Annotated in this window: 20 protein-coding genes; 17 read left to right on the plus strand and 3 right to left on the minus strand. The window is 71.1% G+C overall.

Annotation, left to right across the window (positions count from 1 at the left end):
• Positions 1–22: 22 nt before the first annotated feature.
• The 3 genes from G515_RS0111205 to G515_RS0111215 all read left to right on the plus strand — a co-directional run bounded on the left by G515_RS0111205 (position 23) and on the right by G515_RS0111215 (position 4736).
• On the plus strand, positions 23–709 hold the full coding sequence (locus tag G515_RS0111205; RefSeq protein ID WP_028660208.1) for an NAD-dependent deacylase: 687 nt from the start codon (positions 23–25) through the stop codon (positions 707–709).
• Positions 710–950: 241 nt separating this feature from the next.
• Positions 951–2972: a DUF6351 family protein gene (locus G515_RS20925; protein ID WP_157571082.1), complete on the plus strand. Its 2022-nt coding sequence runs from the start codon at positions 951–953 to the stop codon at positions 2970–2972.
• Positions 2973–3239: 267 nt separating this feature from the next.
• Positions 3240–4736, plus strand: a complete 1497-nt coding sequence (locus G515_RS0111215) for an MDR family MFS transporter (RefSeq protein ID WP_051218275.1) — start codon at positions 3240–3242, stop codon at positions 4734–4736.
• Between the two features lie 58 nt (positions 4737–4794).
• Here the strand turns inward: G515_RS0111215 and G515_RS0111220 are convergent, their stop codons facing one another.
• On the minus strand, positions 4795–5814 hold the full coding sequence (locus G515_RS0111220) for a LacI family DNA-binding transcriptional regulator (RefSeq protein WP_028660210.1): 1020 nt from the start codon (positions 5812–5814) through the stop codon (positions 4795–4797).
• Between the two features lie 175 nt (positions 5815–5989).
• Between G515_RS0111220 and G515_RS20930 the strand changes: the two genes are divergently transcribed.
• The 13 genes from G515_RS20930 (at position 5990) to G515_RS0111285 (ending at position 22623) form a co-directional block, all read left to right on the plus strand.
• The gene (locus G515_RS20930) at positions 5990–7546 is read left to right on the plus strand and encodes a sugar ABC transporter ATP-binding protein (RefSeq protein ID WP_051218277.1); all 1557 of its coding nucleotides are present in this window, start codon (positions 5990–5992) and stop codon (positions 7544–7546) included.
• A 97-nt stretch (positions 7547–7643) separates the two neighbouring features.
• Entirely contained in the window at positions 7644–8699 is a 1056-nt protein-coding gene (locus tag G515_RS0111230; protein ID WP_028660211.1) for an ABC transporter permease, read from the plus strand.
• Complete coding sequence (locus G515_RS20935; RefSeq protein ID WP_084653462.1) at positions 8696–9811, plus strand: ABC transporter permease; 1116 nt, start codon at positions 8696–8698, stop codon at positions 9809–9811. The genes G515_RS0111230 and G515_RS20935 overlap by 4 nt, the downstream gene beginning before the upstream one ends.
• A gap of 86 nt (positions 9812–9897) precedes the next feature.
• Complete coding sequence (gene rhaS, locus G515_RS0111240) at positions 9898–10929, plus strand: rhamnose ABC transporter substrate-binding protein (RefSeq protein ID WP_028660212.1); 1032 nt, start codon at positions 9898–9900, stop codon at positions 10927–10929.
• Positions 10930–10994: 65 nt separating this feature from the next.
• Positions 10995–11390 carry an L-rhamnose mutarotase gene (locus G515_RS0111245; RefSeq protein WP_028660213.1) on the plus strand — a complete coding sequence of 132 codons (396 nt, stop codon included), beginning with the start codon at positions 10995–10997 and terminating at the stop codon, positions 11388–11390.
• 33 nt (positions 11391–11423) lie between these two features.
• Positions 11424–12602: an L-rhamnose isomerase gene (gene rhaI / locus G515_RS0111250; RefSeq protein ID WP_028660214.1), complete on the plus strand. Its 1179-nt coding sequence runs from the start codon at positions 11424–11426 to the stop codon at positions 12600–12602.
• A gap of 85 nt (positions 12603–12687) precedes the next feature.
• Positions 12688–14724 carry a bifunctional rhamnulose-1-phosphate aldolase/short-chain dehydrogenase gene (locus G515_RS0111255; protein WP_028660215.1) on the plus strand — a complete coding sequence of 679 codons (2037 nt, stop codon included), beginning with the start codon at positions 12688–12690 and terminating at the stop codon, positions 14722–14724.
• A gap of 103 nt (positions 14725–14827) precedes the next feature.
• Complete coding sequence (locus G515_RS0111260) at positions 14828–16246, plus strand: rhamnulokinase (protein ID WP_028660216.1); 1419 nt, start codon at positions 14828–14830, stop codon at positions 16244–16246.
• A gap of 3 nt (positions 16247–16249) precedes the next feature.
• Entirely contained in the window at positions 16250–16468 is a 219-nt protein-coding gene (locus tag G515_RS20940; RefSeq protein ID WP_036555423.1) for a LuxR C-terminal-related transcriptional regulator, read from the plus strand.
• Positions 16469–16650: 182 nt separating this feature from the next.
• Positions 16651–19662: a glycosyl hydrolase gene (locus tag G515_RS0111270; protein WP_051218279.1), complete on the plus strand. Its 3012-nt coding sequence runs from the start codon at positions 16651–16653 to the stop codon at positions 19660–19662.
• A gap of 68 nt (positions 19663–19730) precedes the next feature.
• Entirely contained in the window at positions 19731–20498 is a 768-nt protein-coding gene (locus G515_RS20945; protein ID WP_036555425.1) for a (Fe-S)-binding protein, read from the plus strand.
• A 17-nt stretch (positions 20499–20515) separates the two neighbouring features.
• The gene (locus G515_RS20950; protein WP_084653605.1) at positions 20516–22018 is read left to right on the plus strand and encodes a lactate utilization protein B; all 1503 of its coding nucleotides are present in this window, start codon (positions 20516–20518) and stop codon (positions 22016–22018) included.
• Complete coding sequence (locus G515_RS0111285; RefSeq protein WP_028660218.1) at positions 22015–22623, plus strand: LutC/YkgG family protein; 609 nt, start codon at positions 22015–22017, stop codon at positions 22621–22623. Before G515_RS20950 ends, G515_RS0111285 begins: the two co-directional genes overlap by 4 nt.
• A gap of 173 nt (positions 22624–22796) precedes the next feature.
• On the opposite strand, the gene G515_RS0111290 is transcribed toward G515_RS0111285, so the two are convergent.
• Positions 22797–23324, minus strand: a complete 528-nt coding sequence (locus G515_RS0111290; protein WP_028660219.1) for a hypothetical protein — start codon at positions 23322–23324, stop codon at positions 22797–22799.
• A 139-nt stretch (positions 23325–23463) separates the two neighbouring features.
• Positions 23464–24489: an App1 family protein phosphatidate phosphatase gene (locus G515_RS20955; protein WP_157571083.1), complete on the minus strand. Its 1026-nt coding sequence runs from the start codon at positions 24487–24489 to the stop codon at positions 23464–23466.
• A gap of 77 nt (positions 24490–24566) precedes the next feature.
• Here G515_RS20955 and arr point away from each other — a divergent pair, with 77 nt between their 5' ends.
• On the plus strand, positions 24567–24977 hold the full coding sequence (arr, locus tag G515_RS0111300) for an NAD(+)--rifampin ADP-ribosyltransferase (protein WP_028660220.1): 411 nt from the start codon (positions 24567–24569) through the stop codon (positions 24975–24977).
• The last annotated feature ends 117 nt before the right edge of the window (positions 24978–25094 follow it).

The following is a 25094-nucleotide window of genomic DNA, read 5'->3' on the forward strand; positions in this document are numbered from 1 at the left end:
CGGCGCTCGTAGGCTTGGCGGCATGAAGGTGGTCGTGCTCACAGGTGCCGGGATCTCCGCGGAGAGCGGGGTCTCGACGTTCCGCGACAACGGCGGGCTCTGGGAGGACCACCGGATCGAGGACGTCGCCACGCCGGAGGGCTTCGAACGCGACCCCGAGACGGTGCAGCGCTTCTACGACGCCCGCCGGGCGGCGCTGGCCGACGTCGTCCCGAACCCCGCCCACCATGCCCTCGCCGAGTTGGAGCTCGCCCTGGGCGACGGCCTCCTCGTGGTCACCCAGAACGTCGACGACCTGCACGAACGCGCCGGCTCGAAGCGGGTGATCCACATGCACGGCGAGCTGCTGCAGGCGCTCTGCGCAGCATGCGAGACCAGGAGCCCCTGGGCCGGCGACCTGTTGGGCGGCCCGGCCTGCCCGGCGTGCGACGCCGCCGCGCTGCGCCCCGACGTGGTGTGGTTCGGCGAGATCCCCTACGAGATGGACCGCATCCAGAGCGCGCTCGCGGGGGCGGACCTGTTCGTCTCGATCGGCACCAGTGGCGCCGTCTACCCGGCGGCCGGGTTCGTCCAGCTCGCCCGGGCCTTCGGTGCCCGCACCCTCGAACTCAACCTCGAGCCCAGCGACGGCAGTCATTTCTTCCACGAGGCGCGGCACGGCCGGGCAGGGGAGATCGTGCCGGGCTGGGTGGCCGACCTCGTCGGCTGACCCGCGTCCTCGGGGAGGCTGCTGCTGCGAGGAGGGCGCGGTCCCGGTCGGAGTGTGAGGAGAGGCGTTTACAACGGCGCCGTTCTCCGACACTCTCGTGTGTCGAGCGTCACATCACCGGGAGGTCGTCGTGAGGGTTCGGTGCGGACTGGCAGTGGGGGTTGCGGTGATGACCGCCCTCGGCGTGACGGCGGGGCCGGCGGAGGCGTCGAGAGGGCATCGGGACGTCTCCCTGACCAGCGTGTCCAACCCACGCCCCCAGCTGGTCAGCGGTGGCGACGTGCTGGTGCGGGCCTCCCTCGGAGGACGCGATCTCGACGACGTCACGATCAGGCTCGGACGCGATGACGTCACCGACGACTTCGTGCCCCAGGACGACGGCAGCGCGCTCGGACTGGTCACGGGCCTGGAGGAGGGGCACAACCGGCTCGAACTGAAGGCCCGCGGGGCCGGTGACTCATTGTGGATCGACAACCACCCCAGCGCGGGGCCGGTGCTCTCGGGAGCACGTCAGCTCCCGTTCGCATGTGAGACCCAGGCGTTCGGGCTGCCTGCGGCCGAGTCGCCCACCTGCATGCTGGACGGCCCTCAGGTGACCTACCGCTACCGCACCACCGCCGGCCAGTTCCGGGCCCTCGCCGATCCCGCGCAGGTGCCGGCGGACGCCGCGACCGTGACCGTCGCGGGCGAGACGCTGCCCTACGTCGTACGCCTCGAGCAGGGCACCATCGACCGGGCGGTCTACCAGGTCGCCGGTCTGTACGCCGGCCAGGACCCCTCGCCCACCGGCCCGGAGCGGGGCTGGAACCAGCGGCTCGCCTACACCTTCGGTGGCGGCTGCAACTCCGGCTACCACCAGGGGGCCGGCACCGGCGGCGTGCTCGATGACCGATTCCTCTCCCGCGGCTTCGTGGTGGCCTCCTCCAGCCTCAACGTGCTCGACAACAACTGCTCCACGGTCATCTCCGCCGAGGCCGCGATGATGGTCAAGGAACACGTGGTCGAGACCTATGGGGAGCCCCTGTTCACGACCGGCTGGGGCGGATCCGGCGGGGCGATCCAGCAGTACTCCATCGCCGACGCCTATCCCGGGATCCTCGACGGCATCATTCCGGGCGTCTCCTACCCCGACCCGTTCACCACCGGCGGTCCGGTGACCGACTGCCGCCTGCTCAACCACTTCTTCGACGGCTCCGGCAGCGACTTCACCGAGGCGCAGCGCACCGCCGTGGCCGGCTACCCGACGTACTCCACCTGCCGCTCGTGGGAGCTCACCTTCGCCAGTCGCGCGACCGCGACCGACAGTTGCCACGCCTCGGTGCCGGTGGCGGAGCGCTGGGACGAGCAGACCAACCCCGACGGGATCATCTGCAACTCCGCGGTCCAGTCGGTCAACCAGCTCGGCCGGGACCCGAGGACCGGCTTCCCGCGCTCGCTGCTGGACAACACCGGGGTGCAGTACGGCCTCGCGGCCTTCCGCGACGGGGTGATCACCGCCGAGCAGTTCGTGCGGCTCAACGAGCAGATCGGCGGGCTCGACTTCGCCGGCCGGCTGGTGCCGGAGCGGTCCGCGGCCGACCGGCTCGCCCTGCACCGCGCGTACGCCGACGGACTGGTCAGCCACGGCTCCCAGGGCCTCGCCGAGACGGCGATCATCGACCACCGGCAGGATCTCGACCTCGCCGGCGTCGGCGCCGACATCCACACCACCGAGTGGTCCTACGTCACCCGTGCCCGGTTGGAGGAACGCAACGGCACCTCGGCCAACCAGGTGATCATCGAGTCCCTGCCGATCCCGCAGCATGCCGTGCTCGCCGACGCCTACGTGATCGATCAGATGGACGCCTGGCTCACCGCCCTGGCGGCAGACGACTCGCGGGCGCCGCTGGCCCGTCGGGTGATCGACAACCGCCCTGGCACCCTGTCCGACGGCTGCTACCTCGGCCAGGAACTGGTCCATGCCGAGCTGACCTATCCGGCCAGCGGACCGTGCGCGGCGACCTACCCCGTCGGTGCCAACCCCCGCCTGGTCGCGGGCCAGTCGCTCCCCATGACCCAACTCGCCTGCCACACCACCGCGATCCGGGCCCGCGACTACCCGGGGCTCAGCGATGACCAGGTGAGCCGGCTGCGGGCGGCCTTCCCGCGCGGCGTCTGCGACTACGACCGTCGCGGCGTGGGGGAGCGGGCGCCGATCGCCCCGTGGCTCAGCTACGGCAGCGATCCCGACCGGGTGTTCGGCCCCTGGCCTGTCCGCGGCTGACCCTTTGGCCGGTTGAGTGGGTCCTCCCGGAGGGTTGAGTGGGTCCTCCCGGAGGGTTGAGTGGGTCCTCCCGGAGGGTTGAGTGGGTCCTCCCGGAGGGTTGAGTGGGGCCTCCCGGACGGTTGAGTGGGGCCTCCCGGAGGGTTGAGTGGGTCCTCCCGGACCGTTGAGTGGGGCGTCCCGGAGGAGCGATTCAACAGTCCGCGAGGACCCACTCAACCCTGAGGCGGGGCGGGCGACGGGCCGGCGATGCCCTAGCGTGCAGGGGTGTCCGATCCGCAGCCGACCATCACCCGGAAGAGCGTCGGGCTGAGGAGTGAGCGGGGACCGGTCCTGCTCTCCTGCATGCTCTCCACCGGGCTGGTGGCGATCGACTCGACCATCCTGGCCACGGCCGTGCCGAGCATCGTGGCGGATCTGGGCGGGTTCACCCAGTTCCCGTGGCTCTTCTCGATCTACCTGCTCGCCCAGGCGGTGACCGTGCCGATCTACGGCAAGCTCGCCGACGTGATCGGGCGCAAGCCGGTGATGCTCGCCGGGGTGACGCTGTTCGTGATCGGCTCGCTGTTGTGCGGGCTGGCCTGGTCGATGTGGTCGCTGATCCTGTTCCGGGCCGTGCAGGGCCTCGGCGCGGGTGCGGTGCAGCCGATGAGCATGACCATCGTCGGCGACATCTACACCCTCCAGGAACGTGCCAAGGTGCAGGGCTACATGGCCTCGGTGTGGGCGCTCTCCGCGGTCATCGGCCCCACCCTGGGCGGGGTGTTCTCGGAGTTCGCCTCGTGGCGGTGGATCTTCTTCGTCAACCTGCCCCTGGGGCTGGCCGCGCTGTGGATGCTGAAGCGCCACTTCAAGGAGCGCGTGGTTCGCCGACGTACGTCGATCGACTGGGCAGGAGCGGGTCTGCTCAGCGTCGGCGGGGTCACCCTGTTGCTCGCGCTGCTGGAGGGCGGACAGCGCTGGGCGTGGGGGTCGGCCGCCTCGCTGGGCCTGTTCGCCGTCGCGCTGGTCTGCCTCGCCGGTTTCGTGTACGCCGAGACCCGGGCGGCCGATCCGGTGCTGCCGCTGTGGGTCTTCGGCCGGCGTACCCTCAACGCCGGCAACCTGGGCAGCCTGGTGGCCGGCTGCATGATGATGGGCCTGGCGTCCTACGTGCCGCTGTTCGGGGAGAAGGTGCTCGGGCACGGGGCCGTGGTCTCCGGCCTCACCCTGGCGGCGATGTCGCTGGGCTGGCCGCTGGCAGCCTCACAGTCGGGACGGCTCTACCTCGGGCTCGGGTTCAGGTTCACCTGCGGGCTGGGCGCGGTGCTGGCCGTCCTCGGTGCCTCCGGGCTCGTGCTGGTCGACGCCGGGACGCCGATCGTGCTCCTGGCGCTGCCATGCTTCGTGATCGGGCTCGGATTCGGACTGGTGGTCAGCCCCGGCGTGATCGCGGCCCAGTCGAGCGTCGGGTGGGAGCACCGCGGCGTCGCGACGGGAGCGAACATGTTCGCCCGCTCGGTCGGGTCCGCGGTCGGGGTCGCGTTCTTCGGTGCGGTCGCGAACGCCGTCCTCGCCGGTCGACTGGTCGGTGAAGTGCCCGAGATCGAGACCCTGAGCGCCGAGGTGATCGAGCCCGCGATCCATGCCGTGTTCGTGCTCGCCGCCGCCGTCTCGGTGCTGTTGCTGGTTGCCGCCGCGCTGATGCCGGGCCGGATCACTGAGTCGGCTGAGCCAGCTGAGTCGGCTGAGTCCGCTGGGCCCGCTGCGCCGAGTCAGCCGTAGTCCATGCCCGGCGGCCGGCTGGAGACACCGCCTGACCGGGGCGCCTGCCGCGACGTGCTCAGCGCACGGTGGAGCGGCGTACGACGAGCTCGGGCTCGAGGACGACGTGCCGGACCGGGGCGGAGGGGTCGGCGATGACGTCGCGGAGCATCTGCGCGGCTTGCCGGCCGAGCTCGTCGCGGGGCTGCCGGATCGAGGAGAGCGGGATCGCGGCGGAGGCGGCGAACTCGATGTCGTCGTAGCCGATGAGGGCGATGTCGTCGGGGACCGAGACGTGCGCGAGGGTCAGCGCCTGCAGGACGCCGAGGGCGACCAGGTCGTTGGCCGCGAAGATGGCGTCGGGGCGCTCTGCTGCGGGAAGCGCGAGCAGTCGATCGGTGGCTCTGCGGCCGGCCCGGGCATCCATGGTGTCGGTCTCGATGAAGCGCAGGGTCGCGCCCGGGTGCTCCTCGACGGCCGACCTGGCCGAGACGTGCCGGTCGCGGACCTGGGCCAGCGCGGCCGGACCACCGACGAAGGCGAGGCGGCGGCGGCCGGTCTCGAGCAGGTGCTCGGCGGCGAGCCGGCCTCCGCGACGGTCGTCGACCGAGACCGAGGAGAACTCGCGGGCTCCGGCCTTGCGGTCGACCAGCACGATGGCGGTGCCCCGGTCGCGGAGCTGGCGCAGCCGCGGCAGCACGCGGCCCACCGGGGTGATCAGGATGCCGCCGATCCGCTGCTCCTCGAAGAGATCGAGGTAGGTCGCCTCGCGAGCCGGATCCTGGCTGGAGTCGGCGAGGATGAGCGGCTGCCGCTGGGCGGCGAACTCGGTCTCCACGCTGTGCGCGACATCGGTGAAGAACGGGTTGGCGACGTCGAGCACGATCATCGCGATGGCGCGGTTGTGCCCGGCGCGCAACTGCCGGGCGGCGTCGTTGCGGACGAAACCGAGCTCGTCGATGACGGCGAGGATGCGGTCCCGGGTCGCGGCGGAGACCTTCTCGGGGTGGTTGAGCACGTTCGACACGGTGCCGAGCGAGACCCCCGCGGCGGCCGCGACGTCCTTGACCGAGACGCGGCGGGCGGCTGTCGTGCTCATGGGACTCCTTGGGGTCGCGGGATGGCGCTCAGATTAGTACGAGTCGTCCGGCTCACAGCGGGACGTTGAAATGTTTCAAGAATCTTTCAGGAACCGTTGACGATGTGACCGCCCTCACCTAAGGTGACGACGAGGTTGAAACCTTTCAACCGTTCAGTCCGATCAGGAGGAATCGATGAGCGCCGACAGCGGGACCGCACCGGTCCTCGAGTTGCGCGACGTCACCAAGAACTTCGGTCCCGTCGCCGCGCTGCGCTCGGGCCGGCTCGAGGTGGAGGCGGGCTCGATCCACGCCTTCCTGGGCGAGAACGGTGCAGGCAAGTCCACCCTGGTCAAGGTGGTCGCGGGCGTGCACCGACGTGACAGCGGCGTGTTCCGCTTCCAGGGAAACGACGTCGACTTCAGCTCCACCGCCGAGTCCAAGGACGCCGGCATCGCGGTGATCTATCAGGAGCCCACGCTCTTCCCGCACCTCTCGGTGATGGAGAACATCTTCATGGGCCGGCAGCCGACCAAGTCCGGTCGCCGGATCGACTACGCACGGATGTACGCCGAGGCGCAGGCCCTCTTCACCCGGCTGGGCGTCGCGATCGACCCCCGTCGTACCGCGGACGGTCTCTCCATCGCCGATCAGCAGGTCATCGAGATCGCCAAGGCGATGTCCCTGGACGCCACCCTGCTGGTCATGGACGAGCCGACCGCCGCGTTGAGCGGTGTCGAGGTCGAGCGACTGTTCACGATCGCCCGTGCCCTGCGCGACGAGGGCCGTGCGCTGGTCTTCATCTCCCACCGCATCGACGAGGTCTTCGACCTGTGCGACACGGTCACCGTGATGCGTGACGGTGAGTACGTCGACACCCGGCAGATCGCCGAGGTCACTCCCGACCAGGTGGTTGCGCTGATGGTCGGCCGGGAGGTCTCCGACCTCTTCCCGAAGACCGAGACGGAGGCGGGGGACGTCGTCCTCGAGGTCGAGGGCCTCTCCTCGCTCGGCACGTTCCACGACGTCAGCTTCTCGGTCCGCGCCGGCGAGATCGTCGGCCTGGCCGGCCTGGTCGGCGCCGGGCGCAGCGAGATCGCGCGCGCAGTCTTCGGTATCGACGGGTACGACGCCGGCTCGGTACGCCTGTCCGGCAAGCGCATCCCGCCGCGGCGTCCGACCGCTTCGATCCGGGCCGGGATGGCGCTGGTGCCCGAGGACCGTCGGCAGCAGGGCCTGGTCATCGACCAGTCGGTCGCGCGCAACATCGCCGCGCTGATCCGCACCCGGCTCACCCGGCTCGGGCTGATCACCTCGCGGGCGGAGAACAAGGCGGTCGCGCCCTGGGCAGCCAAGCTCGAGGTCAAGACCAATGCGCTGGACATGGACGCCAGCACGATGAGCGGTGGCAACCAGCAGAAGGTCGCGATCGCGAAGTGGCTCTCCACCGAGCCGCGCCTGCTCATCATCGACGAGCCCACCCGCGGCATCGACGTCGGCACCAAGAGCGAGGTGCACCGACTGCTCTCCGACCTGGCCGCCCAGGGGATGGCAGTGCTGATGATCTCCTCCGAACTGCCCGAGGTGCTCGGCATGGCCGACCGGGTGGTCGTCGTCTGCGAGGGGCGGGTCACCGCCGAGTTCGACAGGTCCGAGGCCACCCCCGAGACCGTGATGCACGCCGCCACCCACGTGGGCGGCCACGAGGCCGGCGCCACCCTCGCTGAGGGCGTCGAGGAGGTCACCGCATGAACACCCCATCCGAATGCTCGCTCCGCTTCGAACGGGGACCCAGCGTGAACACCGCATCCGAATGCTCGCTCCGGGCCGCATCGAACGGGGACGACGCATGAGCGACACTCTCGTCCGCCCCTCCGCGGAGGCCGCCGACAAGTCCCGGGCCGCGCGCCTGCTGGGTCAGGCGCTGCGCTCGCGGGAGATCGCGGTCTTCGCCGTGCTGGTGCTGCTCCTGGTGGTGGCCACCATCGCCAACCCGCGCTTCCTGGTGGGCAGCGACGGCTGGCGCGACCTGCTGGTCACCCCCTCGATCCTGCTGCTCCTGGCGGTCGGTCAGACCGCGGTCATCATCACCCGCAACGTCGACCTCTCGGTCGGGTCCACGGTCGGTCTGACGGCGTACGCCGTCGGCAAGATCTTCGTGGAGTTCCCCGGCATCCCCGTGGTCGTGGTCTTCGTCATCGGCGCCCTCATCGGCGCGGTGCTGGGGCTGATCAACGGCGCCCTGGTCGCCTTCGGGCGGGTGCCGGCCCTGGTGGTCACCCTCGGCACGATGTACATCTACCGCGGCGTCTTCCTGGAATGGGCCGGCAGCGACCGGATCAACGCCGGCGACCTGCCGGGCCGGTTCCTCTCGCTGGGCACCAAGCAGGTCCTCACCATCCCGGTGCTCACCATCATCGCCCTGGTGGTGCTGGCCGTGGTCGGCTTCTACCTGCGCTCGATGCGCTCGGGCCGGGAGTTCTACGCGATCGGCTCCGACCCGGCCGCGGCCCGGCTCTACGGGCTCCCGGTCACCCGCCGGGTGCTCGGCGCCTTCATCCTCTGTGGCGCTCTGGCCGGCCTGGCGGGCGTCTTCTACGCCGCCCGGTACGGCACGGTCAGCTCCGGTGCGGGGCGCAACCTCGAACTCGAGTCGGTCGCCGCGGCCGTGATCGGCGGCGTAGCGATCTTCGGCGGCACCGGCACCGTCTGGGGCGCCGGCATCGGAGCCTTCCTGCTGGTCACCATCGACCGGGTGCTGCCGCTCCTCGGGATCTCCGACTTCTGGCAGCGCGCCGTGGTCGGTGCCCTGATCATCGCCGCCGTGGCCCTCGACCGGGTGCTCTCACTGCGCAGGGAGCGACAACTCAAGCAGGCCCGTGACGAAGCAAGGAACGCATCATGACCAGCACGATCGAGAGCGCCGTCGACGCCCGCACCTACGCGGCGTACTCCCGGCCGCTGTGGTGGCGGGTGGTGATGACCCGCGAGTTCGCGATGATCGTCCTGCTCGGGCTGGTCTACCTGATCGCCCGCGGCGGTGTGGAGAACTTCGACAGCCCGCTGACGCTGTACTACCTCTTCCTCGACATCACGCCGATCCTGCTGATCGCGCTGCCGATGACCCTGGTCATCATCACCGGCGAGATCGATCTGTCGGTCGCCAGCGTGATGGGCCTGTCCAGCGTGTTGGTCGGCATCTTCCACGCCCAGCTCGGACTCTCCATCCCCCTCGCCGCGGTGCTGGCGCTGGTCGCCGGGTTGGTGTGCGGTGCCTTCAACGGCTTCCTGGTCGGGTACGTCGGACTCCCGTCCCTGGCGGTCACGATCGGTAGCCTCGCGCTCTTCCGCGGCATCGCGGTCGGGCTCCTCGGCACCGAGGCGATCACCGACTTCCCCGACCGCTGGACCGACCTGGTCAAGGAGCGTTTCGTCGAGGGGCCGTCGTTCTGGTCGGGCTTCCCGCTGGTGCTGGCCGTGGTCCTGGTGCTGATCGTCGTCTTCGTGCTGCTGCTGCACTTCACCCCCTTCGGTCGCGGGGTATTCGAGATCGGCCTCAACGACCAGGCCGCCGCCTTCTCCGGGGTCGACGTCGCCCGCACCAAGCTGACCCTGTTCATGCTCACCGGTGTCGTCTCCGCGCTGGCCGGCATCTACTTCGCGCTGCGCTACGGCAGCGCCCGCGGTGACAACGCGGAGTTCCTCGAGCTGCAGGTGATCGCGGCGGTGCTGCTCGGCGGCGTCTCGATCTTCGGTGGCCGGGGCGCCCTGCACGGGGTGATCGCCGGTGTCCTCCTGATCGGCGTACTCTCCAGCGCCCTGCGACTGGAGTCGATCTCCAGCAACGTCATCAACATCGTCATCGGAGTGCTGCTGGTGCTCTCGGTGATCTCCAGCAGCCTGCTCGGCTGGGTCTCCGGTCTACGCCGGGGCAGCACACCCTCGGTGCCGCCGAGCAATCCACCCGACCCGGGCACCAGCCCAGGCAACACCGGCACCAGCTCGGCCTCCAGCTGAGTGATGTGGTCGCGGGCCCGAGACCCGCGGCCGGACCGGCCGAGAAGCGGCCAGCGGTCCGAACAGCCCAACGAAAGGAACTCACGATGAAGCTCCACACCCGGAGGATCGCCTCCCTGGCCTCGGTGACGCTCATCGCCGGACTCGGCCTGGCCGCCTGCGGCGACGACAGCGGCAGCGGTAGCGACAGCGGCGGCTCCGGAGACAGCGCCTCCATCACGATGCTGCCCAAGAACCTCGGCAACCCCTACTTCGACGCCAGCACCACCGGCGCCGAGACCGCCGCCGGCGAGTTCGGCGGCGAGCTGGAGGAGGTCGGCCCCGAGACCGCGACGCCGGACTCGCAGGTGTCGTTCATCAACACCGCCGCCCAGCAGGGTGTCGACTCCCTGATCGTCTCGGCCAACGACCCGACCGCCATCTGCGACGCCCTCAACGAGGCCCGCGACGCCGGCGTCAAGGTCGTCACCTTCGACTCCGACACCGACACCGAGTGCCGCGACATCTTCGTCAACCAGGCCGACGCCGCCGGCATCGCGAAGGCCCAGGTCGACCTGATCGCCGAGCAGATCGGTGACAAGGGCAAGATCGCCATCCTCAGCGCGGCCGCCAACGCGACCAACCAGAACGCCTGGATCAAGCTGATGGAGGAGGACCTCGCCGCCAACCACCCGAACATCGAGCTGGTCGACACCGTCTACGGCGACGACGACGACCAGAAGTCCTTCGACCAGACCTCGGCGCTGCTCTCCCGCAACCCCGACCTGGCCGGCATCGTCTCGCCGACCACCGTCGGCATCGCCGCCGCTGCCCGCTACCTCTCCAGCTCGGAGTACAAGGGCAAGGTCGCGCTGACCGGTCTGGGCACCCCCGACCAGATGCGCGCCTACATCAAGGACGGCACGGTCACCGAGTTCGCGCTGTGGAACCCGACCGACCTCGGCTACCTCTCGGCCTACGTCGCGAACGCGCTGGCCAGCGAGGAGATCACCGGCGAGGAGGGCGACACCTTCGAGGCCGGCGACCTGGGCGAGTACACCGTCGGCGCCGACGGTGAGGTCCTGCTGGGCGAGCCGTTCGTCTTCAACGCCGAGAACATCGACGACTTCAGCTTCTGATCCGGCTGAAGACCGTTCGTCACCACAGTAGGAACAGGCGTCCGCGCCGATAGGGGAGAAGACCGATGCGTTACTGCTTCCAGCTCCAGGTCCGCCCGGAGCGACGTGAGGAGTACGCCGCCCGGCACGCCGCCGTATGGCCGGAGATGCTGCGCGCGCTGCACAGCTCCGGTTGGCGCAATTACTCCCTGTTCCTACGCGAGGACGGACTCCTGATCGGGTACGTCGAGGCCGACGACCTCGACGCGGCCCAGGCCGCGATGGACCGCTCCGCGGTCAACGCCCGCTGGCAGGCCGAGATGGGCGAGTTCTTCGTCGATCTCGACGGCACGCCGCCCGATCAGGGGTTCGTCCTCATCCCCGAGGTGTTCCACCTCGAGGACCAGCTCACCGCGCTCTCCGACCACCCGCCGAAGGCGTCGGACCCCGCTCCCACTTCCACCGACCGTGATCCGCGCTGACCGCGGCCGCCGCTCCACGAAGGCAGAGACACCATGACGACATTCGCGCAGATCGCCCCGATGCTCGAGGGGCAGGCGATCGAGGTCCCCTCCTGGGCCTACGGGAACTCGGGCACCCGCTTCAAGGTGTTCGGTACGCCGGGGACCCCGCGCACCGTGGAGGAGAAGATCGCGGACGCCGCGACGGTCCACCGCTTCACCGGCCTGGCCCCGAAGGTCGCCCTGCACATCCCGTGGGACCTGGTCGACGACTTCGGCGCTCTGCGCGCGTACGCCGAGGAGCAGGGTGTCGGGATCGGCACCATCAACTCCAACACCTTCCAGGACGACGACTACAAGTTCGGCGCGCTCACCCACACCGACCCCAAGGTGCGGCAGAAGGCGATCGACCACCACTTCGAGTGCATCGAGGTGATGGACGCGACCGGGTCCGCCGACCTGAAGATCTGGCTCGCCGAAGGCAGCAACTACCCCGGCCAGGCCGACATGCGCGGCCGGCAGGACCGGCTCGCGGAGAGCCTGCGCACCATCTACGACCGGCTCGGCGAGGACCAGCGGCTGGTGCTCGAGTACAAGTTCTTCGAGCCGGCGTTCTACCACACCGACGTCCCGGACTGGGGCACCTCCTACGCCCAGGTCGCGGCCCTGGGGGAGCGGGCGGTGGTCTGCCTCGACACCGGCCACCACGCCCCGGGCACCAACATCGAGTTCATCGTGGCGCAGCTGCTGCGGCTCGGGAAGCTCGGCTCCTTCGACTTCAACTCGCGGTTCTACGCCGACGACGACCTGATCGTCGGCTCGGCCGACCCGTTCCAGCTCTTCCGGATCCTGGTCGAGGTCATCCGCGGCGGCGGCTACGGCCCGGCCAACCCGACCGGCGAGAGCGAGGTCGCGTTCATGCTCGACCAGTGCCACAACGTCGAGCAGAAGATCCCCGGCCAGATCCGGTCGGTGCTCAACGTCCAGGAGATGACCGCCCGGGCGCTGATGCTCGACCGCGAGGCGCTCACCGCGGCCCAGGAGGCCGGTGACGTGCTCGGCGCCAACGACATCTTCATGGACGCCTTCTACACCGACGTCCGTGCCGACCTGGCCGAGTGGCGTGAGGGCCGCGGACTCCCCGCCGACCCGATGCGCGCCTACGCCGAGTCCGGCTACCAGGCGCAGATCGAGGCCGACCGCGTCGGCGGCGCCCAGCTCTCCTGGACCTGAGGCGCTTGCGCCGCCCCCGCGAGCCTCGCCGCCCGGACCCCGTAGCCCCCGACTCCCTCCCGACCCCTCCCACAAGGATCTCGTCATGACGAACCCGGCAGTCGCCGATCTGATCGCCCGCTCCAACACCCTCGGAGCGGACCCGAAGAACACCAACTACGCCGGGGGCAACACCTCTGCCAAGGGCGTCGAGACCGACCCGGTCACCGGGCAGGACGTCGAGCTGCTCTGGGTCAAGGGATCCGGCGGCGACCTCGGCACTCTCACCGAGCAGGGCCTGGCCGTGCTGCGCCTGGACCGGATGCGCGCCCTGGTCGACGTCTACCCCGGTGTCGAGCGGGAGGACGAGATGGTCGCGGCCTTCGACTACTGCCTGCACGGCAAGGGTGGAGCCGCGCCCTCCATCGACACCGCCATGCACGGCCTGGTGGAGGCCGCCCACGTCGACCACCTGCACCCGGACTCCGGCATCGCGATCGCCACCGCGGCGGACGGCGAGGAGCTGACCCGCACGGTATTCGGGGACAAGGTCGTCTGGGTGCCGTGGCGGCGTCCCGGCTTCCAGCTCGGCCTCGACATCGCCGCGATCAAGGAGAAGAACCCGCAGGCGATCGGCTGCGTCCTCGGCGGGCACGGCATCACGGCGTGGGGCGACACCAGCGCGGAGGCACAGCAGAACTCGCTGTGGATCATCGACACCGCCGCCGCCTACATCGACGAGCACAGCCGCCCGGAGCCGTTCGGCCCCGCCCTCGACGGGTACGCCGCCCTCCCGGAGGAGGAGCGTCGGGCCAAGGCGGCCGCACTGGCCCCCACGATCCGCGGGATCGCCTCGGCGGACCGGCCGATGGTCGGCCACTTCACCGACGCCGATGTGGTGCTGGACTTCCTCAGCTCCTCCGAGCACCCGCGCCTGGCCGCCCTGGGCACCTCCTGCCCAGACCACTTCCTGCGCACCAAGGTGAAGCCGCTGGTCCTCGACCTTCCGGCCGGTGCCTCGGTCGAGGAGTCGGTCGCCCGGCTCCAGGAGCTGGCGGTCTCCTACCGCGAGGACTACCAGGCCTACTACGACCGGCACGCGACCGCCGAGAGCCCCGCGATCCGCGGCAAGGACCCGCTGATCGTGCTGGTCCCCGGGGTGGGCATGTTCAGCTTCGGGAAGGACAAGCAGACCGCGCGCGTGGCGGGCGAGTTCTACGTCAACGCGATCAACGTGATGCGCGGCGCCGAGGGGCTCTCGACGTACTCCCCGATCGATGAGTCGGAGAAGTTCCGGATCGAGTACTGGGCGCTCGAGGAGGCCAAGCTCCAGCGGATGCCGAAGCCCAAGCCGCTCGCCACCCGGATCGCGCTGGTGACCGGCGCAGCATCCGGGATCGGCAAGGCCACCGCGCAGCGACTCGCCGCCGAGGGTGCCTGCGTCGTCATCGCCGACCTGGACGGTGCGAAGGCGGTCGCGGCAGCGGCCGAGATCGGCGGCCCCGACGTGGCCGTCGGCGTGGCCGCGGACGTCTCCGACGAGGCCGCCGTCCAGGCGATGGTGGACGCCGCCGTGCTGGCCTTCGGCGGCCTGGACCTGGTGGTCAACAACGCCGGGCTGTCGCTGTCCAAGTCGCTGCTCGAGACCACCGAGCGCGACTGGGACCTCCAGCACGACGTGATGGCCAAGGGGTCCTTCCTGGTCGCCAAGGCGACCGCGAAGGTGCTCATCGAGCAGGGCATGGGCGGCGACCTGGTCTACATCTCCAGCAAGAACTCCCTGTTCGCCGGCCCCAACAACGTCGCCTACGGCGCCGCCAAGGCGGACCAGGCCCACCAGGTGCGGCTGCTGGCCGCCGAGCTCGGCGAGCACGGCATCAAGGTCAACGGCATCAACCCCGACGGCGTCGTCCAGGGCTCCGGCATCTTCGCCGGCGGCTGGGGCGCCAAGCGGGCCGAGGTCTACGGGGTCGAGGAGAAGGACCTGGGCAAGTTCTACGCCCAGCGCACCCTGCTCAAGCGGGAGGTGCTGCCGGAGAACATCGCCAACGCGGTCTTCGTCCTCTGCGGCCCCGACCTGACCCACACCACCGGTCTGCACGTGCCCGTCGACGCCGGCGTGGCCGCTGCCTTCCTGCGATGAACCGTCCGCAGCATGACCGGGCCACGCGGCGCCCGGTCCTGGTGAGGTCGGCCCCGGCGAGGTCGGCCGGGCTCGGCGAGGCCCGCGGCCGGGGGAGGGGCGCATGACCGTGCGCGTCGCCGCCGTCGACCTCGGCGCCTCCAGCGGTCGGGTGATGATCGGTGAGGTCGGCCCGGACACGCTGCGGCTCCGGGCGGCCGCCCGGTTCCCCAACGACCCGCTGCGGCTGCCCGACGGCCTGCACTGGAACCTGCCGGGGCTGTACGCCGCTGCGCTCGCGGGACTGCGCGAGGCGGCGGCGGCCGGGCCGCTCTCCGCCATCGGGATCGACACCTGGGCGGTCGACTACGGCCTGATGGTGCAGGGGCGGCTGCTCGGGCTGCCCTTTCACTACCGCGACGAACAGCGCAACCGGGTGGGACCGGAGTCGGTGCATGCGCGGCTCTCGCACGCGGAGCTCTATCCGCGCAACGGGCTGCAGTACCTGCCGTTCAACACCCTCTACCAGCTGGCCGCCGATCCGTGGGCCGCGCACGCCGAGCGCCTCCTCCTGGTGCCGGATCTGCTCACCTACTGGCTCACCGGCCGGCAGGTGGCCGAGCGCACGAACGCCTCCACGACGGGCCTGCTCGACGTGACCACCGGCCGGTGGGACACCGACCTGGCGGCCCGGCTGGGGCTCCCGGACGGGCTGTTCCCGGAGCTGGTCGATCCCGGCACCCGGATCGGGGAGCTGTTGCCGCACGTGCGGGAGCAGGTCGGCACGTCCGCGCCGGTGGTGGCCGTCGGCTCGCACGACACCGCTTCGGCCGTGGTGGGAGTGCCCATCCAGACCGACGACGCGGCGTACCTGTCCCTCGGGACCTGGGGGCTGGTCGGCTTGGAACTGGACGCGCCGGTGCTCACCGAGGCGGCCCGGGCGGCCAACTTCACCAACGAGGGCGGAGTGGACGGCAAGGTCCGGTTCCTCAGCAACGTGATGGGCACCTGGGTGCTCAGCGAGACCCTGCGCAGCTGGCACCGGGCCGGTGAGATCGGATCGCCCGAGGACGAGCTGCCCGGGCTGCTCGCCGCCGCGGCCGCGGTCGACACCCCCGTGCCGGTCATCGACGTACAGGACCCGCGGTTCTCGCCGCCGGGGGACATGTCGGTCCGGATCGCTGCCTGGTGCGCCGAGCACGGGGTGGCGCCGCCGGAGGGCAAGGCCGCGCTGGTGCGGTGTCTGCTGGAGTCCCTCGCGGTGGCGTACGCCGACGCGCTGGGCACCGCCGCCGAGCTGTCCGGACGCTCGGTCGGAGTGCTGCACGTGGTGGGCGGGGGAGCCCGCAACCACCTGCTGTGCCAGCTGATCGCCGACCGTGCCGGCGTGCCGGTGCTCGCGGGACCGGTCGAGGCCACGGCGCTGGGCAATGTCTTGGTGCAGGCCCGGGCCGCCGGTGCGGTCGGCCCCGAGCTGAGCGAGCTTCGCGCGCTGGTGGCGCGGACCGACCCGCCGGTCGGATTCCAGCCGCGGACGAGGTGAGCGATGGAGCCCGGCGAGGCCAGGCGGCAGGGGGCCCTCGCCGAGGAGGAGCTGGCCGTCCTCGCCCTGCTCGCGGAGGGCAACACCGTGGACCGGGTGGCCCGGGAGCTCGGAGTCTCGGACCGGACCGTCCGGCGGCGGATGCGTTCGGCCGCCCGAGCTCTCGGAGCGTCCTCCACGATCGAGACGGTCGTCCTGGCCGTCCGGCGCCGGATGATCTGAGGATGCCTCACCCAGGCGGCAGCTCCACCGGATCGATGCCTGGCCCGCCCTGAGCGGAGGCAGGTCGCGACCTCCCGCTCGGACCCTTGTTGTGGTGACGCTCACATCGCCACTACGTTTGCAACGTTTCAAACCCTCGAACCCGAACACGCCAGAGTCCCGCCGCACCCCCGGAGACCCGCATGACGACCCCCGCCACCCCCACCACGCCCGCACTGCCCGTCCGGCGCCGCACCCTGTTCGGCGGAGCCGCCGTCGCTGCCGGCTTCGCCCTGCTGCCGCACGACCCGGCCGCGGCCATGCCCGCCCGAGGCCAGGGACCGGGCCACGGCCTCCTCCCCGACGCCCTGGTCCGCGGCTTCCGCTCGCCCGGCACCGCCACCGCCGCCGGCTTCCGCTGGTGGTGGCCGCACGGCGCCGTCGACCCGGTCGAGGTGGCCCGCGAGGTCGACCAGATCGCCGCCGCGGGCTTCGGAGTGCTGGAGATCGCCGACGTCACCCACAGCCTGCGGGCGCGCGACATCGAGATCGACCTCGGCACCCACGGCTGGGGCACGAAGGCGTGGCGGGACGGGGTCAAGGCCGCCCTGCGGCAGGGGCACCGCCGCGAGGTACGCATCGACATCACCGTCGGCCCGTCGTGGCCGGCCGCGGTCTCCACCATCACCCCCGACGACGAGGCCGCCTGCACCGAACTGGCCCACGGGAGCGTCGACGTGGCCGCTGGCGAGACCTACCAGGGCGCCGTACCCGAGCCGCTCGTCGGGGCCGAGGAGGCCAGCACCGTGCGGACCCTGGAGGCCGTCCACGCCTTCCGGGTCGCGGAGGTGACCACCCGGGAGACGAAGCTGATCCAGGCGTCCTTCCTCGACCTGACCGACCAGGTCGCCGACGGGGCGATCAGTTGGACCGCGCCCGACCAGGGGGCCTGGGTGCTGCTGTCGTACTGGCGTCGCGGCTCGGCCCAGGAGCCCGAGGCGGGTCCGCACACCGACCCGCGCTCCTACGTCGTGGACCACTTCAGCATGGCCGGGGTGCAGGCCGTCATCGACCTGTGGAACGACCAGGTGCTCGACGGCGAGATGCGCAGCCTCCTGCGGAGGGCCGGCGGCTACCTGTTCGAGGACTCCCTCGAGATCGAGACCGACGCGACCATCTGGACACCGCGGATGCTGGCCGAGTTCGAGCAGCGGATCGGCTACGACCTGCGGCCCTACCTTCCGGCGGTCGTCGAACGGGACGAGAAGTATCCCTACTCCTTCACCGACGTGGACCCAGGCCACGTCCGCGACGACTACAACCAGGTCCTCTCCGACCTCTACCGCGACCACCACCTGGTACCGCTTCAGCGCTTCGCGAAGACCCTCGGGATGGGCATCCGCATCCAGCCCTACGGCTTGGAGACCGACACCCTCGAGCACGCGGGGATCGTGGATGTGCCCGAGACCGAGTCGCTGGGCTTCAAGAACCTCGACGACTACCGCATCCTGGCCGGCGGGCGGGACATGGCGGGGCACACCCTGCTCTCCTGCGAGGCGGCCTGCTACTTCGGCGCCGCCTACCAGACCACCTGGGACCGGGCGCTGCAGACGCTCAACAGCATCTTCGTCGCCGGCGTGAACCAGGCGGTGCTGCACGGCTTCGCCTACGCCGAGGCCCCCGAGGTGACCTGGCCCGGCTTCGCCGCCTTCTCGCCCTACTACAACGGCGCGATCGGGTACGGCGAGGCATGGGGGCCGCGCACCCCGCAGTGGCGGCACATGCCGGACATCGCCGCCTACCTGGCCCGCACCCAGCTCGTCCTCCAGACTGGCACGCCGAAGTACGACGTGGGCTTCCTGCGCGCCAAGGGGTGGGCCTCCACCGGGATCGGGCCGGCGTGGATCACCAACAACGGCACCAAGTACGGCTGGTCGCACGGCTTCCTGACCGCGCCCGCACTGGAGCAGCCCCGTGCCGTCGTCCGGCGTGGCGTCCTGGCCCCCGAAGGGCCGGCGTACAAGGTGCTCGTGCTCGAGAACGACTTCTTCCGCGGCCAGGAGCGCGCCATCGCCCTGGACACCGCGCGCAAGGTGCTCGCCTACGGGCGTGCCGGCCTGCCGATCGTGCTCGTGGGCGACTGGTCCACCGTGGTGCCGGTCGGACTCGCCGAGAACGACGACGTCGACGAACTCCGCAGCGTGATCGGACAGGTGGCGGCGCTGAGCACCACCCGCCAGTCGCTGGACAAGGAGAAGGTCGGCGACGCCCTCGCCGACCTCGGCATCGTCCGCGACGTCGAGCACGAGGACTCCACCGTCCAGCACGTGCGCCGGGTCGAGGGCGACACGGATCTGTACTACCTGGCCAACGCCAAGCATGCCGAGAACCGACGGCTCTCCCGGGTCACCCAGGACGTGTGGCTGACGGCCACCAGCGCCCGGGCGGTGCCGTACCGGCTGAACGCCTGGACGGGGGAGATCGAGCCGCTCGCGCTCTACGAGCGCTCCGGTGACCGGATCCGGGTCTCGGTCGACCTGCACCCCGGCCAGTCCACCGTCATCGCACTGGCCGCACCGCGCCCGGGCAACCGTGTCTGGGCGACCGCGACCACCGGCGAGGCGGTCCGCAGTGAGGGCGGCCGCCTGCTGGTCCGCGCGGACACGGCCGGCGTGGTCACGACCACCCTGCCCGGCGGCCGCACCGTACGCACCACCGTCGACCGGGTACGGGAGCCGATCGACCTCGCCTCGTGGGACCTCGAGCTCGAGGACTGGCAACCGCGCGGCGAGAGCGCCACCGAGACGGTCAGGCCGGTGCGCTGGAAGCACCTCGACGCGCTGGTCCCGTGGTCGGAGGTCCCGGGGATCGAGGACGTCGCGGGGGTCGGGCGCTACCGCACCACCGTCGACCTCGGCCGTGACTGGGGCAAGGGCGACGGCGCCCGGTTGGAACTGGGTGCGGTCAGCGACACCTTCCGGGTGCGCGTCAACGGCCGCGACCTGCCGCCCTGCGACCGGCTCGACACCACCGTCGACCTCGGCGCCCACCTGGTGCGCGGCCGCAACCAGATCGAGGTCGAGGTGACCAGCCCACTGATCAACCGGCTCCGCACCGTCACTCCCGACGTCTACGGGGCGGCGGCCCGGGCCGAGCAGGGTCTGCTCGGTCCGGTCCGGCTGGTGCCCTACGTCGACGCGCAGGTCGGTCACTGACCGGTGCTGGGTGGTCGATCGGCAGCCGCACGGGCGTCGTACCGTGTGCGAAGGAAGGAAGTGGCCCGATGAGAGTCGCGCTGATGGTGACCTGTATCAACGACACCATGTTCCCGGGGACGGGGGCTGCGACGGTGCGTCTGCTGCGCCGGTTGGGGGTGGAGGTCGACTTCCCGGAGGCGCAGACGTGTTGTGGTCAGCCGATGGTCAACACCGGCTACCTGGACGAGGCGGTGCCGGCGGTGCGGTCCTTCGTCGACGCGTTCGCCTCCTATGACGCGATCGTGACGCCGTCCGGGTCGTGCGCGGGCTCCGCGCGGCACCAGCACGGGCTCGTCGCCCGGCGTGCGGGTGATCCCGCGCTGGAGCGGGCGGTGGCGCACACGGCGCCGCGCACCTATGAGCTCAGCGAGTTCCTGGTCGACGTGCTGGGGGTGACCGATGTGGGGGCCTACTTCCCGCACCGGGTCACCTACCACCCGACCTGCCACTCGCTACGGATGCTCGGGGTGGGCGATCGGCCCCGCCGGTTGCTGGAGGCGGTGCGCGGCCTGCGGCTGGTGGACCTGCCGCACGCGGAGGAGTGCTGTGGCTTCGGCGGCACCTTCGCCCTCAAGAACTCCGACACCTCCGTCGCGATGGGCGCCGACAAGGTGCGCCATGTCCGGGAGACCGGGGCGGAGGTCGTGGTGGCCGGTGACAACTCGTGCCTGATGCACATCGGCGGGATGCTCTCGCGGCAGCGTTCCGGCGTACGGGTGCTGCACCTGGCCGACATCCTGGCCTCGACCGAGGAATCACCGCTGGAGCAGTCCGTGGCAGGAGGTGTCCGGTGAGCGCCACCTTCGTGGGGATGCCGCCGTTCCCGTCCGCGGCCCGGGAGGCCCTGGCCGACACCCAGCTGCGGCACAACCTCGCCCACGCCACCGGCACCATCCGGGCCAAGCGGGCCGCGGTGGTGGGCGAGGTCGAGGAGTGGGAGTCGCTGCGGGTCGCCGGCGCGGCGGTGAAGGAGCGCGCGCTGCTGGACCTGGAGCGCAACCTGGTGACCCTCGAGGAGCGTCTGACCGCCCGCGGTGCCACCGTGCACTGGGCGCGTGATGCCGAGGAGGCGAACGCGATCGTCACCCGGATCGCGAAGCAGCACGCGGTCCGGGAGGTGGTCAAGGTCAAGTCGATGGTCACCCAGGAGATCGGCCTCAACGAGGCCCTCGAGGCGGAGGGCATCGCGGCCTGGGAGACCGACCTGGCCGAGCTGATCGTGCAGCTCGGCGGCGACCTGCCCAGCCACATCCTGGTGCCCGCGATCCATCGCAACCGGGCCGAGATCCGGGAGATCTTCCGCCGCCGGATGGCCGAGGTCGGCCGCCCTGCTCCCGAGGACCTCACCGACGAGCCGGCCGTGCTGGCCGGGGCCGCGCGGGAGCACCTGCGGGAGAAGTTCCTGCGCGCCACGATGGCGGTCAGCGGGGCGAACTTCGCGGTCGCCGACACCGGCACCCTGGTGGTGGTGGAGTCGGAGGGCAACGGCCGGATGTGCCTGACCCTGCCCGAGGTGCTGGTCAGCGTGGTCGGCATCGAGAAGGTCGTGCCGACCTGGGCCGAGCTCGACCCGTTGCTGCGGCTGCTGCCGCGCTCCTCGACCGGTGAGCGGATGAACCCCTACACCTCGACCTGGACCGGGATCACGCCCGGCGACGGTCCGCAGGAGGTGCACGTGGTGCTGCTGGACAACGGCCGCACCCGGGCCCTGGCCGACGAGGTCGGGCGGCAGGCGCTGCGTTGCATCCGCTGCTCGGCCTGTCTCAACGTCTGCCCGGTCTACGAGCGGGTCGGCGGGCACGCCTACGGGTCGGTCTACCCCGGCCCGATCGGCGCGATCCTCAACCCGCTGCTCAAGGGCACCGGGACCGACGCCCAGACCGACTCGCTGCCCTACGCCTCCTCGCTGTGCGGGGCCTGTTTCGAGGCCTGCCCGGTGCGCATCGACATCCCCTCGGTGCTGGTCGACCTGCGCGCCCAGGTCGTCGACGGCCATCGCGAGGACCGGTTCCCGAAGGCGGAGGCGGTGGCGATGAAGGCGGCCGGGTGGGCCTTCGGGTCCGCCGCGCGACTGGAGCGGGCCGAACGGGCGTCGGGCCTGGCCGGCCGGATGCTGGACCGGTTCGGCTCCAGCACCCTGCCCGGAGGGCGGCGATCCGCACCTCGCGTCGGTGGGCCGGCTGCGGCCTGGACCGGCGCGCGTGACCTGCCCGCGCCCGCGGGCGAGTCCTTCCGGGCGTGGTGGTCGCGTACCGACGGGCGTCTCGACGAGCCTGGCCAACACGGTCACCACAGCGAGGAGGACGGCGCATGAACGCGCGCGAGGAGATCCTGGGCCGGGTGCGGGCCGCACTCGCCGACATCGACCCCGAGGTCCGGGCCGAGCCCCCCGTGATCGCGCCGCCCGGCGCGCGTCCCCACGACCCGGTCGGTCACTTCGCCGAACGGGTCGCCGACTACCGTGCCGAAGTGGTGCGTACGCCGGCCGCGGACCTGGCCGCCGCCGTGCGAGCAGCCCTGCCGCAGGGCGCGCGCGCCGTCGTACCGGCGGGGCTGCCGGCCGAGGTGCTGGCCGGGATCGAGTTCCAGGTCGCCGACGAGGAGCTCTCCGCCGCCGAACTCGACGCGCTCGACGCCGTGGTCACCTGCGCCCGCGTGGGGATCGCCGAGACCGGCACCATCGTGCTCGACCACGGGCCCGACCAGGGTCGCCGCGCGCTCACCCTCGTCCCCGACCTGCACGTGTGTGTGGTCCGCGCCGACCAGGTCGTCCCCGACGTACCCGAGGCGGTGGCACTGCTCGACCCGGGCCGCCCCCAGACCTGGATCAGCGGCCCCTCGGCAACCAGCGACATCGAACTCGACCGGGTCGAGGGCGTGCACGGCCCCCGGCGACTCACCGTCCTCGTCGTGGAGTGAGGCGACTGCGCCTCTGGACAGTCCTACATCGGTCACCGAGCAGCTCGTCGAGCGGCAACTCGCAGTAGAGGCCGAGCGGCAACTCTCGGTGGATGTAGGCCTCGCCGCTCCCGTTCCGCTCGGCGTGGACGGCACATCGGGCGACGCGTCGCTGTTGTCCAGTGCCCGGATCGTCAGCCGGAGAGACCGGTCACCATGGCTAGGGAATTCCCCAGGGCGAACATCGCGATGAGGGCCGGGTAGGCGCTGACGTACTGGACCGGGAGCCAGCACAAGCGGTTGTAGTTGCGATAGACCTCCCGAACGATGGCCAGTTCCTTGGCCCAGAACTCCATCGCGCCCGCTTCCACCGAGCGCCATGCCTCCTCGAGGTCTGCGAACCCGCCGCGACTGTAGGCGTGGTCCGCCGCGATCCGCTGCAGGGAGGGCAGCCGGTCGCGTGCATAGCGCTCGACCCGGCGCTCGCCGTCGCGCCGCTGAAGTTCGCGCAGACCGAAGAAGGCAGCGACGGCGGTCAAGGCGCAGCAGACAGCAGCCACGAGGTTTCCACCGACGCTGTCGGGGTCCAGGCCCAGTACGGCGATCACGCTCATGGCGCCCCAAGGTGTGACGGGCATGACCAACAATCCCGCCAGCCCCCAGCCACGCAGGAACGGTCTCTGCCCGGGGGCGATGGGCAACATCACCGGTTCGTTCGACATCTGGACCTCCTTGGCGAGCGAATGCCCACCAGGCCAGGCGGCGAAACCCCAGATGCCGGGTTCGAGTCCGCACGGTCAGGGTCTTGCGGTTGTGGGCGTCGTGCCGCTGTGCCGAGCACGGTCCCCGAGTGGGGCAGGCTCAACGCGCGGGGAGCAGTCCGATCGACCGGGCGTGCTGACGGACGGCATCCGTGTCGGCCGCGAGCACGAACGGGACGTCGTGTGACCAGGTGTCGCTGACCTGCTCGACCCGCCGGTCGCCCGGATCCAGTCGTACCTCCCGGATGTAGACCGCGCGGATCCGTCCGGGGTGTGCACGGACGATGTCGGCGTAGATCTGGGGATCCAGCTCGCCCGAGTCGCCGATCAGCACGAACCGGAGGTGGGGATGGAGCGCCAGGACCTCCTCGATGCGCTCGTGCTTCCGGGCCCGTCCGGTGCGGTCGCCGACCAGGTCGCGCAGGAGCACGGGCCCGGACGGGAAGCCGTGGTGGCGCAGGAAGGCGAGGAGGAAGCCGTGCAGGTTCCACGGGCTGGAGGAGACGTAGAAGACCGGGTTCTCCTCGCCCGCCAGGTCGCGATACAACTCGGCGGCTCCCGGGAAGGGGGCACGGGTCAGGGCGGAGCCGAACAACGTGCGGCGCACCATCACCCACACTCGCTGGACCCCGGTCTGCAGGATCGTGTCGTCCACGTCCGAGATCACGCCGTACGTCGCGCTCTCGGCCGGCACCCGGATCGCCACCGGGGTGCGGTGCGGGTCGGTCACGTCGCGGTAGGTGCCGCGGAGCTCCACGGACCCCTGGTGCCAGGGATGCTCCAGCGGCAGGCCCGGGAGTTCGGCGCGGAAGTAGCCGTCGCCGTCGGTGACCACCTGCACACACGTGTCGGCGACGACGAGCCGCAGCGGCACGCCCGGCAGTTCGATGGTGCGGAACTGGGCCACGCTGCGACGCAGCGCGGTGAACAACCCCTCGCCCTCGACGGCCGAGGTCGGCACCGGGTTGTCCAGCACCCGCCCACGCACCACGACGCCGTGCCGGCCACCGTGCCCGCCGTACGACTCGATCCGGAAGTTCTGCATCGGACGCTGCACGCGGCGGCGGCGCCGGCGCGCGTCCCACCATGCCTCGAGGCCGGTCAGCAGGCGCTGTGTTCGTCCCACCAGGACACTATGGCGCGGGTACCCTCGCCCCTCCCGCGAGCGGCTCGCCCGCGAGTCACACCACTAGGATCGGCCGGGTGGACGAGACGTTGGACGAGGGGCCGTTCTTCCACGGCACCAAGGCGGACCTGCGGGTGGGCGATCTCCTGACCGCGGGCTTCCGGTCCAACTACCGGCCCGAGGTCGTGATGAACCACATCTACTTCACCGCCCTGCGGGACGGTGCCGGTCTCGCCGCGGAACTCGCGGCAGGCGACGGCGATCCGCGGGTGTACGCCGTGGAGCCGACCGGCGCCTTCGAGAACGACCCGAACGTGACGGACAAGAAGTTCCCGGGCAACCCCACCCGCTCCTACCGCAGTTCGGCACCCCTCCGGGTGGTCGGCGAGGTCGAGGACTGGACACGGCTCACCCCCGAAGCGCTCCAAGCCTGGCGCGACCGGTTGGCGGCGATCAGTGCGGATGAGCGCGCCGAGATCATCAACTGATCGCAGCGACCCCGTCGGCGTGCGCGGGGCCGGTGAGATCTCGTCCCACTACCTGGATGCGAAGGGGTTTCCGCCCGCTTGAGTCCGTTGGCGATGACTCGGCATCCCCTTGAGGGT

Source organism: Nocardioides insulae DSM 17944, from assembly GCF_000422825.1.
In the GTDB taxonomy this organism is placed as follows: Bacteria; Actinomycetota; Actinomycetes; order Propionibacteriales; family Nocardioidaceae; genus Nocardioides; species Nocardioides insulae.

Coding starts and splice junctions, on each gene's coding strand:
- G515_RS0111205 (WP_028660208.1), top strand. CDS start 23: ATGAAGGTGGTCGTGCTCACAGGTGCCGGGATCTCCGCGGAGAGCGGG.
- G515_RS0111220 (WP_028660210.1), bottom strand. CDS start 5,814: ATGAGCACGACAGCCGCCCGCCGCGTCTCGGTCAAGGACGTCGCGGCC.
- G515_RS20930 (WP_051218277.1), top strand. CDS start 5,990: ATGAGCGCCGACAGCGGGACCGCACCGGTCCTCGAGTTGCGCGACGTC.
- G515_RS0111230 (WP_028660211.1), top strand. CDS start 7,644: ATGAGCGACACTCTCGTCCGCCCCTCCGCGGAGGCCGCCGACAAGTCC.
- G515_RS20935 (WP_084653462.1), top strand. CDS start 8,696: ATGACCAGCACGATCGAGAGCGCCGTCGACGCCCGCACCTACGCGGCG.
- rhaS (WP_028660212.1), top strand. CDS start 9,898: ATGAAGCTCCACACCCGGAGGATCGCCTCCCTGGCCTCGGTGACGCTC.
- G515_RS0111245 (WP_028660213.1), top strand. CDS start 10,995: ATGCGTTACTGCTTCCAGCTCCAGGTCCGCCCGGAGCGACGTGAGGAG.
- rhaI (WP_028660214.1), top strand. CDS start 11,424: ATGACGACATTCGCGCAGATCGCCCCGATGCTCGAGGGGCAGGCGATC.
- G515_RS0111255 (WP_028660215.1), top strand. CDS start 12,688: ATGACGAACCCGGCAGTCGCCGATCTGATCGCCCGCTCCAACACCCTC.
- G515_RS0111260 (WP_028660216.1), top strand. CDS start 14,828: ATGACCGTGCGCGTCGCCGCCGTCGACCTCGGCGCCTCCAGCGGTCGG.
- G515_RS20940 (WP_036555423.1), top strand. CDS start 16,250: ATGGAGCCCGGCGAGGCCAGGCGGCAGGGGGCCCTCGCCGAGGAGGAG.
- G515_RS0111270 (WP_051218279.1), top strand. CDS start 16,651: ATGACGACCCCCGCCACCCCCACCACGCCCGCACTGCCCGTCCGGCGC.
- G515_RS20945 (WP_036555425.1), top strand. CDS start 19,731: ATGAGAGTCGCGCTGATGGTGACCTGTATCAACGACACCATGTTCCCG.
- G515_RS20950 (WP_084653605.1), top strand. CDS start 20,516: ATGCCGCCGTTCCCGTCCGCGGCCCGGGAGGCCCTGGCCGACACCCAG.
- G515_RS0111285 (WP_028660218.1), top strand. CDS start 22,015: ATGAACGCGCGCGAGGAGATCCTGGGCCGGGTGCGGGCCGCACTCGCC.
- G515_RS0111290 (WP_028660219.1), bottom strand. CDS start 23,324: ATGTCGAACGAACCGGTGATGTTGCCCATCGCCCCCGGGCAGAGACCG.